The sequence below is a fragment of the Pseudomonas sp. 2hn genome, from assembly GCF_019646095.1.
Taxonomy (GTDB): domain Bacteria; phylum Pseudomonadota; class Gammaproteobacteria; order Pseudomonadales; family Pseudomonadaceae; genus Aquipseudomonas; species Aquipseudomonas peradeniyensis.
In genome coordinates this window covers 3,476,020-3,490,907 of sequence record NZ_CP081016.1, presented here as the reverse complement: position 1 = coordinate 3,490,907, position 14,888 = coordinate 3,476,020, and the positions used below count along the sequence as shown (strand labels likewise).

Sequence of the window (14,888 nt, the reverse complement as noted above, 5' to 3'; positions counted from 1 at the left end):
ATGGACAAGAGCACAGCAGAACGTATCGCCAAGCGCTTTGTCGGCCTTGCCCTGGAGCAGCGTCGGCAGATCCTCGACAAGATGCGCGAGACCGGGCAGAGCTTCCGCCTGCTGCCGATCGCCGTCACTCGCCACGACAGCCCGCGCATCCCGCTGTCCTATGCCCAGCAGCGCATGCTGTTCCTCTGGCAGCTGGAGCCGCAGAGCAGTTTCTACAACGTGCCGATGGCGGTGCGCCTGAGTGGCTCGCTGAACCAGCAGGCCCTGGCCGAGGCCCTGGACGCGCTGGTGCGGCGCCACGAAAGCCTGCGCACGCGTTTCGTCTCAGAAGAGGGTGAGTTCCACCAGCAGGTCCTTGAGCAGTCGGGCGTTAGCCTGGAAGTGCGCGAGGTGCAGGCCGGTCCGGGCGAAGATCTCGAACAGTGCCTGCGCGGCGCGGTTCGCGAGGCGCTGGATGCGCCCTTCGACCTGCTCGAAGGGCCGCCGCTGCGGGTCCGCTTGCTGCGCCTGGCGCCCAGCGAACATGTGCTGACGGTGTGCATGCACCATATCGTCTCCGACGGCTGGTCGGGCGAGCTGATGGTGCAGGAGTTCGTGCACCTGTACGAAGCGCTGTCCCAGGGCCGTGCCGCCGACCTGCCGCCGCTCGAGGTGCAGTACGCCGACTATGCGATCTGGCAGCGCGCCTGGCTCGAGGCCGGCGAGGGCGAGCGCCAGTTGCAGTACTGGAAACAGCAACTGGGCGACGAGCACCCGGTGCTGGAGCTGCCTTTGGATCATGAGCGCCCGGCGCACCCCAGCTACCGCGGCGCGACCCTGCGCAGCGATGTGCCGGCGGCGTTGTCGGCCAAGCTCAAGGCCCAGGCGCGCAGCCAGGGGCAGACCGTGTTCATGCTGACCCTCGCGGCCCTGGCCGTGACCCTGGCGCGCTACAGCGGCCAGGCCGACATCCGCATCGGTGCGCCCAACGCCGGGCGTAACCGCAAGGAAGTCGAAGGCCTGATCGGCTTCTTCATCAATACCCAGGTGCTGCGGGTACAGGTGGACGAGCGCCAGAGCGGCGCGGCCCTGCTGGAGCAGGTGAAACAGGTGGTCAGCGGCGCGCAGTCGCACCAGGAACTGCCGTTCGAGCACCTGGTGGACGCCCTGGCGCCGGAGCGCACGCTGGGCCACAACCCATTGTTCCAAGTGAAGATCAACCAGAACCTGGCCGACAGCGAAGCCGCCGCCCAGGCCCGGCAAACCCTGGGCGGCCTGAGCGTCAGCGGTTTTTCGGTCGAAGGCCGCGATGCCCGCTTCGACCTGGCCTTCGACTTCTCCGAAACCCCCGACGGCCTGCAAGGCTACTTCACCTACAGCACCGACCTGTTCGAAGCCGCGACCATCGAACGCATCGCTGCTTCATTCCAGGCGGTGCTGCGCACCCTCGTGGAGTATCCTGAGGCGGCGCTGTTCGAGCATCCCGATGCCCAGGCCGCGCAGGTCGAGGCCAACCATCGGGACTGGTCGCGGCCGGACTTCCTCGCCCTGTGGCGCCAAGGCCTGCAGGCCGGTGCCGGGCAGACAGCGCTGCGCGCGGGTGATCGCATGGTCAGCTACGCGGAGCTGGAGCAGCAGGCCAACCGCTTCGCCCACTATCTGAAGGCGCAGGGCATCGCCCCGGGCATGACCGTGGCGCTGTGCCAGGAGCGCTCCATCGAGTGGGTGACCAGCCTGCTGGCCGTGCTCAAACTGGGCGCGGTGTACCTGCCGCTGGACAGCCGCCAGCCCGCCGAACGCCTGCAGCAACTGCTGCAGGCCAGTGGTGCGCGGCTGCTGGTGCATGCCTTGGGCGATGCCCAGGCGGCGGGGCTGGGCGTGTGCCCGATGCTGGCCTTTGACGCGGCGCAGCACGCTGACTGCAGCGACCAGCCGCCGGCGGTACGCATTGAACCGCAGCAAGCGGCTTACATCATCTACACCTCGGGTTCCACCGGGCAGCCCAAGGGCGTGGTGATCAGCCACGGTGCACTGGCCAACTACCTGCAGGGCGTGCTGCAACGCCTCGACCTGCAACCCGGCGCCAGCCTGGCGATGGTCTCCACCGTGGCCGCGGACCTGGGCCACACCGTGCTGTTCGGCGCGCTGGCCTCGGGCCGGTTGCTGCACCTGCTGGGCCACGACCAGGGCTTCGACCCGGACGGCTTTGCCAGCTACATGGCCGAGCACCGGGTCGATGTGCTGAAGATCGTGCCCAGCCACCTGCAGGGTCTGCTGCAGGCCGCGCAGCCTGAGCGGGTGTTGCCCGAACAGCTGCTGATCCTCGGCGGCGAGGCCAGCTCATGGGCACTGATCGAACAGGTCCGGCGCCTGAAGCCCGGCTGCCGGATCATCAACCACTACGGCCCGACCGAGACCACCGTGGGCATCCTCACCCACGAAGTCGGCGAACGCCTGCCCGGCTGGCGCAGCGTGCCGGTGGGGCGGCCGCTGGACAACGGCCAGGCGCGGGTGCTGGATGCCTACCTCAACCCGCTGCCCGAGCGGGTGGCTGGCGAGCTGTACCTGGGTGGCCAGGGCCTGGCCCAGGGCTATGTCGGCCAGCCGGGCCTGACCGCCGAGCGTTTCATCCCCGATCCCTTTGGCCAGGACGGTGAGCGGCTGTACCGTGCCGGTGACCGCGCACGCCTGGACCAGGGCGTGCTGGAATACCTGGGCCGTGGCGACGACCAGGTGAAGATCCGCGGCTACCGGGTCGAGCCGGGCGAGGTCGGCCAGGTGCTGCAAGGCCTGCCCGGGGTCGGCGAGGCCGTGGTGCTGGCGCTGCCTCTGGACAGCGATCCGTCGCGCCTGCACCTGGTGGCCTGGGCCGTGCCGGCGGCGGGCGTCGAACTGCAGGCCGAGACATTGCGCCAGGCCTTGCAGGCGCGCCTGCCGGAGTACCTGGTGCCGGCGCAGGTGCTGCTGCTCGAGCGCCTGCCGCTGACCGCCAACGGCAAGCTGGACAAAAAGGCGCTGCCCAAACCAGGCGTGGCCAAGCAGCGCTACATCGCGCCGGTGGGCGAAATCGAGGAGAAACTTGCCGCGATCTGGTGCGAAGTGCTCAAGCGCGAGCAAGTGGGCAGCACCGACAACTTCTTCGAGCTGGGCGGCGATTCGATCCTCAGCCTGCAGATCATCGCCCGGGCCAAGCGCCAGGGCATCAAGCTCAGCCCCAAGCAACTGTTCGAGAAACAGACCATCGGCCAACTGGCGGCGGTGGCCAAGCTGATCGAGAAGAAACCGGCGGCCGAGGTGGTCGAGCAGGTCAGCGGCAGTCTGCCGTTGCTGCCGATCCAGGCGCGTTTCTTCGACACCGCGATTCCCCAGCGTCACCACTGGAACCAGGCGGTGCTGCTGAGCCCGCGCCAGCCGTTGACGGTGGCGTTGCTGCAGGCGGCGCTCAAGCTGCTGGTGGCACAGCACGACGCCCTGCGCCTGCGTTTCAGCGAAGAGCAGGGGCAGTGGCAGGGGCAGTTCGCGCCGGTCGATGCGCAGCAGTTGCTGTGGGTGCATCAACTGGACGATGCCGCGCGCCTGCCGGAACTGGCCGACGAAGCCCAGCGCAGCCTGGACCTGAAGCATGGCCCGCTGCTGCGGGTGGTGCTGATCGACCTGCCCGAAGGCCAGCAGCGCCTGCTGGTGGTGATCCACCACCTGGTGGTCGACGGCGTGTCCTGGCGCGTCCTGCTCGAAGATCTGCAGGCGGCCTGCCAGGCCCTGGCGGCCGGCAAGACCCCGGTGCTGCCGGCCAAGAGCAGCTCGCTCAAGGCCTGGGCCGAGCACCTGCGCGAGCATGCCCGCAGCCCTGCGCTGGTGGCCGAGCTGGCCTACTGGCAGGCGCAGTTGCAGGACGTCAGCGACGCCCTGCCAGGGGCCAACCCGCAGGGTGGCCAGCAACGCAAGCATGAGATCTCGGTGCGCACCCAGCTGAACGCCGAGCTGACCCGGCAACTGCTGCAAGAGGCGCCGGCCGCCTACCGCACCCAGGTCAACGACCTGCTGCTGACGGCGCTGGCGCGGGTCATCCGCCGCTGGACCGGCGAGGCGCACGCGCTGATCCGCCTGGAAGGCCATGGCCGTGAAGACCTGTTCGACGACCTCGACATCACCCGCACGGTGGGTTGGTTCAGCAGCCTGTATCCATTGAAACTGATCCCGGCGAGCGACCTGGGTGCGTCGATCATGGCGGTCAAGGAACAGCTGCGCGCCGTGCCGGCCAAGGGCATCGGCTACGGTGTACTGCGTTACCTGGGCGACGCACAGGCCCGCGAAACCCTCGGCGCCCTGGCCCAGGGCAGCATCGTGTTCAACTACCTGGGGCAGTTCGACGGCAGCTTCGACAGCGAGCAAGGCCTGTTCGTCCCGGCGCCGGAAGGCGCGGGGCAGAGGCAGAGCCCGGAGGCGCCGCTGGGCAGCCTGCTCAGCATCGACGGCCAGGTCTACGCCGGCGAGCTGGCCCTGGACTGGAGCTTCAGCAGCGCGGTGTTCGAGCGTGGGCAGATCCAGCGCCTGGCTGATGAATACGCCGAGGAACTGCGCCTGCTGATCGCCCACTGCACCACCCCGGGCGTGGCGGGCGTGACGCCGTCGGACTTCCCGCTGGCCCGTCTTGACCAGCGCCAGCTGGCGATGTTGCCGGTGGCGGCGGGCAATATCGAGGACATCTACCCGTTGTCGCCGATGCAGCAGGGCATGCTGTTCCACAGCCTCTACGAGCAGGCGGCGGGCAACTACATCAACCAGCTGCGGGTCGAGGTGCAGGGCCTGGATGTGCCGCGTTTCGTCGCGGCCTGGCAGGCTACCCTGGATAGCCACGAGGTGCTGCGCAGCAGCTTTGTCAGCGGCTACGACCAGTCGCTGCAAGTGGTCCTGCGCGAGGCGCGCCTGCCGCTGGTGGAGCTGGACTGGCGTGACCAGGCCAACTTGCCGACGGCGTTGCAAGCCTGGGCCGAGGCCGACCTGCGCGCCGGCTTCGACCTGGCCTGTGGCCCGCTGCTGCGCCTGGCGGTGATCCGTACCGGCGAGCAGGAGTACCAGCTGGTGCTGACCAACCACCATATCCTGCTGGATGGCTGGAGCAGCTCGCGGCTGTTCGGCGAGGTGCTGCAGCGTTACGCCGGTGTCGTGCCGGCGGCCAAGACCAGCCGTTACCGCGACTATATCCAGTGGCTGCAACGTCAGGACCAGGCTGCCAGCGAGCGCTTCTGGCGCGAGCGCACCGCCGGCTTGAACGAACCCACCCGGCTGGCCCAGGCGTTCCGCTCCGAAGCTGATGGGCAGGGACAAGGTGAATACCCGGTGCTGCTCGACCCGCAACGCACCCAGCGCCTGGGCGAGTTTGCCCGGGAACAGCGGGTCACCCTCAACACCCTGGTCCAGGCGGCCTGGCTGCTGCTGTTGCAGCGCTATACCGGGCAGTCCAGCGTGACCTTCGGCGCCACCGTGGCCGGTCGTCCGGCCGAGTTGCCGGGTGTCGAGGAGCAGTTGGGGCTGTTCATCAACACCCTGCCGGTGATCGCCAGCCCGCGTCCGGAACAGACCGTGGGCGATTGGGTGCAGCAGGTCCAGGCGCTGAACCTGGCCTTGCGCGAGCACGAGCATACGCCGCTGTACGAGATCCAGCGCTGGGCCGACTGGAGCGGCGAGGCGCTGTTCGACAATATTCTGGTGTTCGAGAACTATCCGGTGTCCGAGGCGCTTCAAGCCGGTGCGCCCCAGGAACTGGCGTTTGGCGAGGTGGTCAGCCAGGAGCAGACCAACTATCCGCTGACCCTGGTGGCACAGGTGGGTGACAAGCTGCTGGCCAGCTTCAAGTTTGATCGCGCCAGTTATGCCGAATCGGCCGTTGAACAGTTGGCAGCGCACTTCGTCGAGCTGCTGGAAGGATTGGCGGATTCGCCGCAACAGGCGCTGGGTGACTTGGCCTTGAGCGTGGCGGCGGAGCAGGACATTGCCAGCTTCCCTAGCGAAGCTTGCGCCCATGAGCTGATCGAGGCGCAGGCGGCGCGTACGCCTGAGGCGATCGCCGTGACCTTCGCCGGGCAGTCGCTGAGCTACGACCAGCTCAATCGTCGCGCCAACCGTCTGGCCCACAAGATGCGCGAGCAGGGCGTGGGGCCGGATGTGTTGGTGGGCATCGCGGTGGAGCGCGGGTTCGAGATGATCGTCGGGCTGCTGGCGATCCTCAAGGCGGGTGGCGCCTATGTGCCGCTGGATCCGGAGTACCCGCAGGACCGCCTGAGCTACATGATGGAAGACAGCGGCATTCAACTGCTGCTGACCCGAGGGCATCTGCTGGCCGATCTGCCCGTACCGGCGCAGGTTCGCAGCCTGAAGCTGGAAGACGACCTGGCTGGCTACAGCGAGGAAAACCCGGAGCACCTGACCCAGCCGGACAACCTGGCCTATGTGATCTACACCTCGGGCTCGACCGGCAAGCCGAAAGGTACGCTGCTGCCGCACCACAACCTGCTGCGCCTGTTCAAGGCCACCGATGCCTGGTTCGGCTTCGGCACGCAGGATGTGTGGACGCTGTTCCACTCGTACGCGTTTGACTTCTCGGTCTGGGAGATCTTCGGTGCGCTGTTGCACGGCGGTCGCCTGGTGATCGTGCCGCGTGAAACCACCCGTTCGCCGGAAGACTTCCACCAGCTGCTGGTGGAGCAGGGCGTTACCGTGCTGAACCAGACCCCATCGGCGTTCAAGCCGCTGATGCGAGTGGCCTGTGACAGTGCTGATGATCTGGCACTGCGCTACGTGATCTTCGGTGGCGAAGCGTTGGATGTGGCCGCGCTGCAACCGTGGTTCGAGCGTTTCGGTGAAGACTGCGACAACCTCATCAACATGTACGGCATCACCGAGACCACGGTTCACGTGACCTACCGGCCGATCCGCTTTGCCGATACCCAGCAGCCGGGCAGCCCGATCGGTGCGGCGATCCCGGACCTGTCGATGTACGTGCTGGATGCCGATTTCAATCCGGTGGCCAAGGGTTGCACGGGTGAGCTGCATGTCGGCCACGCCGGCCTGGCACGCGGTTACCACAACCGTGCCTCGCTGACCGCCGAACGCTTTGTGCCGGATCCGTTCTCCAGCGAAGGCGGACGCCTGTACCGCACTGGCGACCTGGCGCGTTATCGCGGCCAGGAAGTGATCGAATACGTGGGCCGGATCGACCACCAGGTGAAGATCCGTGGCTTCCGTATCGAACTGGGTGAGATCGAGGCACGCCTGCAAGAGCACTCTGCCGTGCGCGAAGTGCTGGTGCTGGATATCGACGGAGCAGGGGGCAAGCAACTGGCGGCCTACCTGATCGCCCAAGACGAACATGCAGACCACGCAGCGCTGCGTGACACGCTGAGACAGCACCTGAAAGCCAACTTGCCGGACTACATGGTCCCGACCCACTTCCTGGTATTGGACCAGTGGCCGCTGACGGCCAACGGCAAGCTGGACCGCAAGGCCCTGCCCAAGCCCGACGCCAGCCAACTGCAACAAGGCTACGTGGCCCCGCGTACGGAGCTGGAGCAACAACTGGCCGCGATCTGGAGCGAAGTGCTGAAGGTCGAGCAGGTTGGCCTGCACGACAACTTCTTCGAACTTGGTGGCCACTCGTTGTTGGTGATCACGCTGGTGAACAGGGTGCGTGAAGCCTTTGCCATCAACATCAGCCTGCATGAGTTCATGCTGATGGCGAGCTTCGAGGAACTGGCGAATTTCATTGGCGGCGGCAAGGATCGCCTGAAATCGTCGGTGATCAACCTCAACGGTTGCCAACTGCAGCGTCCGGCGCTGTTCTGCCTGCCGCCGGGCGGTGGCGGTGCCTACGCCTACTACCCGCTGGCCAGCCGCCTGGCCGACGAGCGTCCGGTGTATGGCCTGGTCAACAAGTGCTACGCCGAGCCGGGCTGGGTGGACGAGTCCTGGGCGGCGATGGTCGGCTATTACGTCGAGCAGATTCGTCGTACCCAGGCCAGCGGCCCTTACCATCTGCTGGGCTGGTCGCTGGGTGGCGCCCTGGCGCTGGAGGTGGCTCACGCCCTGGAGCAGGCAGGCCAGGAAGTGGGCTTCGTCGGCCTGGTCGATACCCTGCTGCCGAAGGACGTGTCCGGCCTTGAGGCCGAGCCCGTCGAGGTGGTGCAGGTGGCGCGGGCGGACGAGAGCCTGTTGCGTGGTCTGCTGGCCTTCGCTCCGGGTGTAGGTGAAGCCCGTATCGTCGGCTTCATCGACGAGGCCGGGCGTCTGCCGGCCGGGGTCGACAGGACCGAGTGGGTCATCGAGCAGGTGGCCGCTGCCGGCGGTGTCAGCGCAGAGCGGCTGCGGGCCATTCACGAGGATGTGCATCTGCAGCGGGAGATCGTCGATGGCTTCGCTGTCCTCGATCGCAACGTCGAACTGAGCCAGGCGTTTCGCCTGCGGCCGCTGGCGGTCCGGGTGGATTGCTGGTGGGCCAGCGAGAGTCGTAGCCTGGAGCGGGTGCGGATGGGGGAGGCGGGGTTGCTGGCGCAGGCTTCGGTCAATGGGTTGGCCAGTTCTACGGTGATCGCTGATGGGCATGAGGGGGTTATCAATGCCTTGGCGTTTGTCGATGGGCTGGTGGGGAGGTTGGCTGATAAGGCTTGATGGGTGATTGGGGGCGGGTGGGGCGTTAGGTTCTACCCGTTTTTTATTGCGTGCCTGATGATTTTCATGGTGTCTTAGTTGTCAGTGCTTTGAGAACTATTGTTGTTGGGTGGTTTTGAAAGTTGTATGTGCATTCATTTAGGATGTCGACGCTTATTCACCTTTCCGCCCTTACGGCGGGTTACTTTGGTCTTGGCCAAAGTAACCAAAGCCGCCTCGCTCCATTCATCCGGCCCTACGCTTCGCTCCGGGTCCCCTCACTCCGGCCTTGCTCCCGGGAGGACCGCGCTGCAGGGCCCATCCTGGGCCCCAGCGCTTGACGGGCATCCATGCCCGTCACCTCCCTCCGCAAGACCTGCGTTCGGCCTCCTGAAGTCGCGAAGTTACGGGCGGCGCCTGGATTGGCGCAGCTGTCGCTAGTTTAAATATAATTAATCTTTCGTTCGCATCGCGGGGCAAGCCCGCTCCTACACGACAGTCGCCGTTATATATAACCCTGTAGGAGCGGGCTTGCCCCGCGAAAGGGCCGGAAGAATCAATGCATAACTAACTGTTAAACAACTAACTTCGCATCTCTTGCTCTTGCTCTTGCTCTTGCTCTTGCTCTTGCTTCTAAGCGCGCAATAGTCCAGGCGCCGCCAATTGCGACTTCAGGAGGCCGAGCGGAGTTCTTGCGGAGGGAGGTGACGGCCATGGATGGCCGTCAAGCGCTGCGCCCCAGGATGGGGCGTTCAGCGCGGTCCTCCCGGGAGCAAGAACGGAGCGAGGGAACCCCGGAGCGAAGCGCAGGGGCCGTATGAACGGAGCGGAACGGTTTTGCCTACTTTTCCCTAGAGAAAAGTAGGTCGCCGTTGAACTGACCCCCGAAAGTTGGACGCCTGACTCCAACCGGAGGGTGTTCCATGACGAAATACAATCTAGCGCTCAAGCAAGCACTCATCGAAGAGTGCCTTTCTGCACGGAGTGTTCATGAGGTAGCACTGAAGCATAGCCTGAGTCCATCGTTGCTACGCCGTTGGATAAAGGGCTATGAGCAACACGGCGCAGCAGGTCTGACTACCAAGTACAGCCACTACGACGCCCAGTTCAAGTTGAAGGTTTTGCAGTGCATCGAGCAAGGCGGACTGTCAGCCCAGCAAGCCTGCATACAGTTTGATATCCGAGGTCCGAGTAGCATCAGGCAGTGGAAAAGGCTGTACGATGAAGGCGGAGTAGAAGCACTTCACCCGCATCGTGCCCGAGAATCCCGAATGCCCCGCAAAGCATCAAAACAACCCAGCATAAGCCCGGCTCCCCCTGCAGATACCGAGCTGACACCTGAGCAGATGCTCGAAGAGCTGGAGTATCTGCGTGCGGAGAATGCCTATCTAAAAAAGCTCGATGCCTTGATCCAAGCGGACCCCAGCACTGCGCAATCAAGAAAGCGCAGACCGTCCAAGGATTGAGGCATGAGCATCGGCTAGCTCTGCTTTTACGCGCGGCAGGGCTGGCACGCAGCACCTTCTATTACCAAAGCAAAGCGTTGGTGACCGACAAGCATGCGGTTCTCAAAGAGCGCATCAATAGCCTCTATCACAAGCACAAGGGGCGGTACGGCTATCGCCGCATCACCGCAGTGCTTGAGCGGCACGGCGAAGTGATCAATCACAAGAAGGTGCAGCGGTTGATGCAGTTGATGAATCTGAAATCCCTGGTAAAAGTGAAGAAATATCGCTCCTACCGAGGTTCCGAAGGGCTTGTTGCATCTGATCTGCTCAAGCGTGAATTCAAGGCGGAAGCCCCTAATCAGAAATGGGTAACCGATGTGACTGAGTTCAAGGTGAAAGGGCAGAAGCTGTATCTTTCACCTGTGATGGACCTGTACAACGGCGAAATTCTTGCCTATCAGATCAATCCGCGCCCTGAGTTCAAGATGGTATCGACGATGTTGGAGCAAGCTTTCGAGCGGCTGAGCCCAGATGACAAACCGATATTGCACTCCGATCAAGGTTGGCAATATCGACAGCCTGCTTATCGACATATGCTGGGCGGAAAGGAAATCCAGCAGAGCATGTCGCGTAAGGGCAACTGCCTGGACAATGCCGCGATGGAAAGCTTTTTCGGTACACTCAAGAGCGAGTTTTTCTATCTGGAATCGTTTGACAGTGTTGAGCAACTGGCATCAGGGCTAGAGGACTACATCGCCTACTACAATCAAGAACGTATAAGTCTAAGACTGAATGGCTTGAGCCCGGTACAATTTCGGACTCAAGCGCTGAACCCATAGCGTACCCCGTCCAACTTTCGGGGGTCAGTTCACGTAAAGGCGAAAAGGTGACTAAATGTCGATATATTCTACGAATGCGCATACAAAAACCAAAACAATCATCAAAGCCCCAGCCCCAGCCCCAGCCCCAGCCCTAAAGCCCTAAACCCCCTCCAAAACCATCTCCAAAAACGTACCCACCACCCGCCGCGTCCTCTGCTCACTCAAACAAACCAGCGTCTCAGTCAAATGCCGCCGACAATCCACAATCGGCAAAGCACAAACCCTCGCATCAGCCCCGAACTCCGCCGCCGAAACAACCCCAACGCCAATCCCCACCACAACCGCCTCCCGCGCCGCCTCCCGCCCCTCGACCTGGATCGCCGGCCGAATCCGCAACCCGGCCCGCTGCATCTCCTCCTCCAGCGTCTGCCGCGTCACCGACCCCGGCTCACGCAGCACCAACGGCGTGTCGTCCAGGTCCGCCAGGCTGATCTGGCCCCGGCTGGCCCACGGATGGTTGTGCGAGACAAACGCCACCATCGGGTCACGCCGCATCGGCACGCAGAACAACCGCTCATCATCGACATCGCGCCCGAGCAGGGCCAGGTCCGCCTGGTAGCTGAACAGCCGGGCCAGCGACTCGTCGGTGTTGCCGGTCTCGATCTTCACCTGGATCCCCGGATAGCGCTGGCAGAACCGGGCGATCTGCGGCAGCACGTGCACCGGGGCGTCCACCGCCAGGGTCAGGCTGCCCGTGTGCAGGGCGCGGGAGTCCTGCAGCAGCTCCACGGCCTCGGCCTCGCAGGCGAACAGGCGCTGGGTCACGCCCAGCAGGCGCTCGCCCAGGTCGGTGAGCTGTACCGAGCGCTTGTTGCGCTGGAACAGCAGCACGCCGAAGCGCTCCTCGAGCTTGCGTACCTGGTCGGAGACCGCCGGCTGGGTCAAAAACAGCTTTTGCGCCGCACGGGTGAAGCTGCCCTGTTCGGCGACTGCATGAAAGGCCTTGAGTTGAGCATGGGAGACCGACATCGAACACTCCGCTTACAAGCTGGGCTTATGTGTGAAATACGATAAATCGATTTTATTTATCAGTCAGCAGCTGTTTCCATGTGTTTCAACCCGACCACGCTGCCACGAGCGGCGCCATGTCGGCCATGGCGACACCACCGCCATCTGACCAGGTGACGTCCCTCCGTCACGCAGTGCGCAACACAACAACAAGACAGGCGTTTCTTCACATTCTGCCGGCACACTCAAGCAAGAGGTCAGAGTCAATGAACCAATCCCTGGGCGCCATCAAGCGCTGGCGCGTGCAGATCTTCGCGATCACCTGGCTGGCCTACGCCGCCTTCTACTTCACCCGCAAGGCCTTCTCGGTGGCCAAGCTCGGCATCGGCGAGGATCCGAATTTCATGCTCGACAAGGCCGCCATGGCCAACCTCGATGCGATCTACCTGGCCGCCTACGCCGTGGGCCAGTTCACCTGGGGCATGCTCGCCGACCGCTTCGGCCCCCGCGTGGTGGTGCTGGGCGGGCTGTTGATCTCGGCGGCGGCCGCGGTGGTGATGGGTAGCTACGCGACCTTCCCGATCTTTGCTACCTGCATGCTGATTCAGGGGCTGGCGCAGTCCACCGGCTGGGCGGGGCTGTGCAAGAACATCGGCAGTTTCTTCCCGGCCTCCCAGCGCGGACGGGTGCTGGGACTGTGGAGTTCGTGCTACGCCTTCGGCGGCCTGGTGGCCTCGCCGTTCGCCGGCTGGTGGGCCTACACCCTGGTCGGCACCTGGCATGCGGCGTTCTTTTCCAGCGCCGTGGTGGTGGCCGCAGTAGCGGTGCTGTTCTTCATCTTCCAGCGCAACAAGCCCGAGGACGTCGGCTTGCCGGCGGTGGAGCCCGAGCCGCAGAGCATGGCGCCGGGGGCGAACCTGTGCAGTGTCTGGGCGCCGTTGCGCGAGATCCTGCGCAACCGCACGGTGCTGACCCTGGGCCTGGCCTATTTCATGTTGAAACCGGCGCGCTACGCCATCCTGCTGTGGGGCCCGGTGATCGTCTTCGAGCAGATGCCCTCGGTGGGCAAGGTCGGCGCGGCGATCATCCCCACGGCCTTCGAACTGGCCGGGCTGCTCGGGCCGATCCTCATCGGCCTGGCCTCGGACAAGCTGTTCGGCGCCCGGCGCATGCCGGCCTGCGTGATCAGCCTGGTGCTGCTGACCCTGACCCTGGCCGGCTTCATGGCGGCGATGCACAGCGGCAGCGTGCTGCTGGTGGTGGCCCTGCTGTTCGTGATGGGCCTGACCCTGTACGGCCCGGACTCGATGATCAGCGGCGCCGCGGCCATCGACTTCGGCACGGCCAAGGCCGGCGCCACCGCGGCCGGTTTCGTCAACGGCTGCGGCTCGGTGGGTGCGGTGCTCGGCGGCCTGCTGCCCGGCTACTTCGACAGCGTCACGGTGTTCATCGTCTTCGCCGGCACCGCGCTGTTCTCCGCCCTGGTGCTGCTGCCGCACTGGAACAGCCGACCAGCGACCGCCGTGCAGGCCAATGACGTGGCACCCAACTCCAGCATGGCGATCAAGCCACTGCGTACTTAAAGGAAAGCGAGTAGATGAGACCCTTCTGGCTGCAACAGGCCCTGGACCAGGAAGACGAGGCGCTGTGCCCGCCGCTTGCCGGCGATGTGCGCTGCGACGTGTGCATCGTCGGTGGTGGCTACACCGGCCTGTGGACCGCGCTGATGATCAAGGAACAGGCGCCGCAGCTGGAAGTGCTGCTGCTCGAGGCGGATATCTGCGGCGCCGGGGCCAGCGGGCGCAACGGAGGTTGCGCGCTGTCCTGGTCGGCCAAGTACTTCACCCTCGAGCGCTTGTTCGGGGTGGCCGAGGCGGTGCGCCTGGTGCGTGAGTCCGAACGCAGCATCGGCGCCATCGGCGAGTTCTGCGTGGCCAACGGCATCCGCTGCGACTACCGCATGGACGGCACGCTCTACACCGCCACCAACCAGGCCCAGCTCGGTGGCACCGATGCGGTGATCGCCGCGCTGGAGCAGCAGGGCATCAATTCGTTCCAGCGCCTGGCGCTGGAGCAGGTGCAGCGCCTGGCCGGCTCCGAGCGGCACCTGGAGGGCTGGTACTCGCCGGCCGCGGCCACGGTGCAGCCGGGACGGCTGGTGCGCGGCCTGCGCCGGGTGGCCTTGCAGCGCGGCGTGCGCATCCACGAGGGCACGGCGATGACCGGCCTGGAACACGGCGCGCCGGTGCAGGTGCGCACCCGCGCCGGCACCGTTCGCGCCGACCGCGTGGTGCTGGGCCTCAATGCCTGGATGGCGCGGGCCTTCCCGCAGTTCGAACGCAGCGTGGCGATCGTTTCCAGCGACATGGTGATCACCGAGCCGTGCCCCGAACTGTTGCGCCGGATCGGACTGGACAGCGGCGTCAGTGTGCTCGACTCGCGGATCTTCGTGCACTACTACCACAATACCTCCGATGGCCGGCTGATGCTCGGCAAGGGCGGCAATACCTTCGCCTACGGCGGGCGCATGCTGCCGGTGTTCGACCAGCCGTCGCCGTACCAGCCGTTGCTGCGCGAAAGCCTGGGCGAGTTCTTCCCGGCGCTGGCCGAGGTGCCGCTGGCGGCGAGCTGGAACGGGCCGTCGGACCGTTCGGTGACCGGGCTGCCGTTCTTCGGTCGGCTCGATGGGCAGGGCAATGTGTTCTATGGCTTCGGTTACTCCGGCAGTGGTGTGGGTCCGTGCCACATGGGCGGGCAGATCCTGTCGTCGCTGGCACTGGGGCAGGACAACGCCTGGACCCGCTCGCCGCTGGTCAAGGGGCCGCTGGGGCAGTTTCCGCCGGAGCCGGTGCGCTACCTGGGGTCGTTGCTGGTACGCAATGCCATCCGCCGCAAGGAGCGCGCCGAGGACCGTGGCGTGCGACCGCGGCGGCTGGATGTGCGCCTGGCGAAGTTCGCGGCGGCAGCGGGGAAGGCGGACAAGGGCTGA

Annotated in this window: 5 protein-coding genes; 4 read left to right on the top strand and 1 reads right to left on the bottom strand. The window is 65.1% G+C overall.

Translation table 11 applies throughout. The annotated features are described in order from the left end of the window. Both K2O50_RS15610 and K2O50_RS15605 read left to right on the top strand, forming a co-directional pair. Positions 1–8,643, top strand: a complete 8,643-nt coding sequence (locus K2O50_RS15610; RefSeq protein WP_050706527.1) for an amino acid adenylation domain-containing protein — start codon at positions 1–3, stop codon at positions 8,641–8,643. 902 nt (positions 8,644–9,545) lie between these two features. Beyond that, positions 9,546–10,909, top strand: a protein-coding gene (locus K2O50_RS15605; RefSeq protein WP_220689812.1) for an IS3 family transposase whose coding sequence is annotated in 2 segments (ribosomal slippage) — positions 9,546–10,011 and positions 10,011–10,909 — 1,365 coding nt in all. Because the reading frame shifts where the segments join, the coding sequence is not laid out codon by codon here. A gap of 141 nt (positions 10,910–11,050) precedes the next feature. Here K2O50_RS15605 and K2O50_RS15600 read toward each other — a convergent pair. Continuing rightward, positions 11,051–11,920, bottom strand: a complete 870-nt coding sequence (locus tag K2O50_RS15600; RefSeq protein ID WP_050705914.1) for a LysR substrate-binding domain-containing protein — start codon at positions 11,918–11,920, stop codon at positions 11,051–11,053. A 245-nt stretch (positions 11,921–12,165) separates the two neighbouring features. Between K2O50_RS15600 and K2O50_RS15595 the strand changes: the two genes are divergently transcribed. Next, positions 12,166–13,482: an MFS transporter gene (locus K2O50_RS15595; protein WP_050705913.1), complete on the top strand. Its 1,317-nt coding sequence runs from the start codon at positions 12,166–12,168 to the stop codon at positions 13,480–13,482. 14 nt (positions 13,483–13,496) lie between these two features. Beyond that, entirely contained in the window at positions 13,497–14,888 is a 1,392-nt protein-coding gene (locus K2O50_RS15590) for an FAD-dependent oxidoreductase (RefSeq protein ID WP_050705912.1), read from the top strand.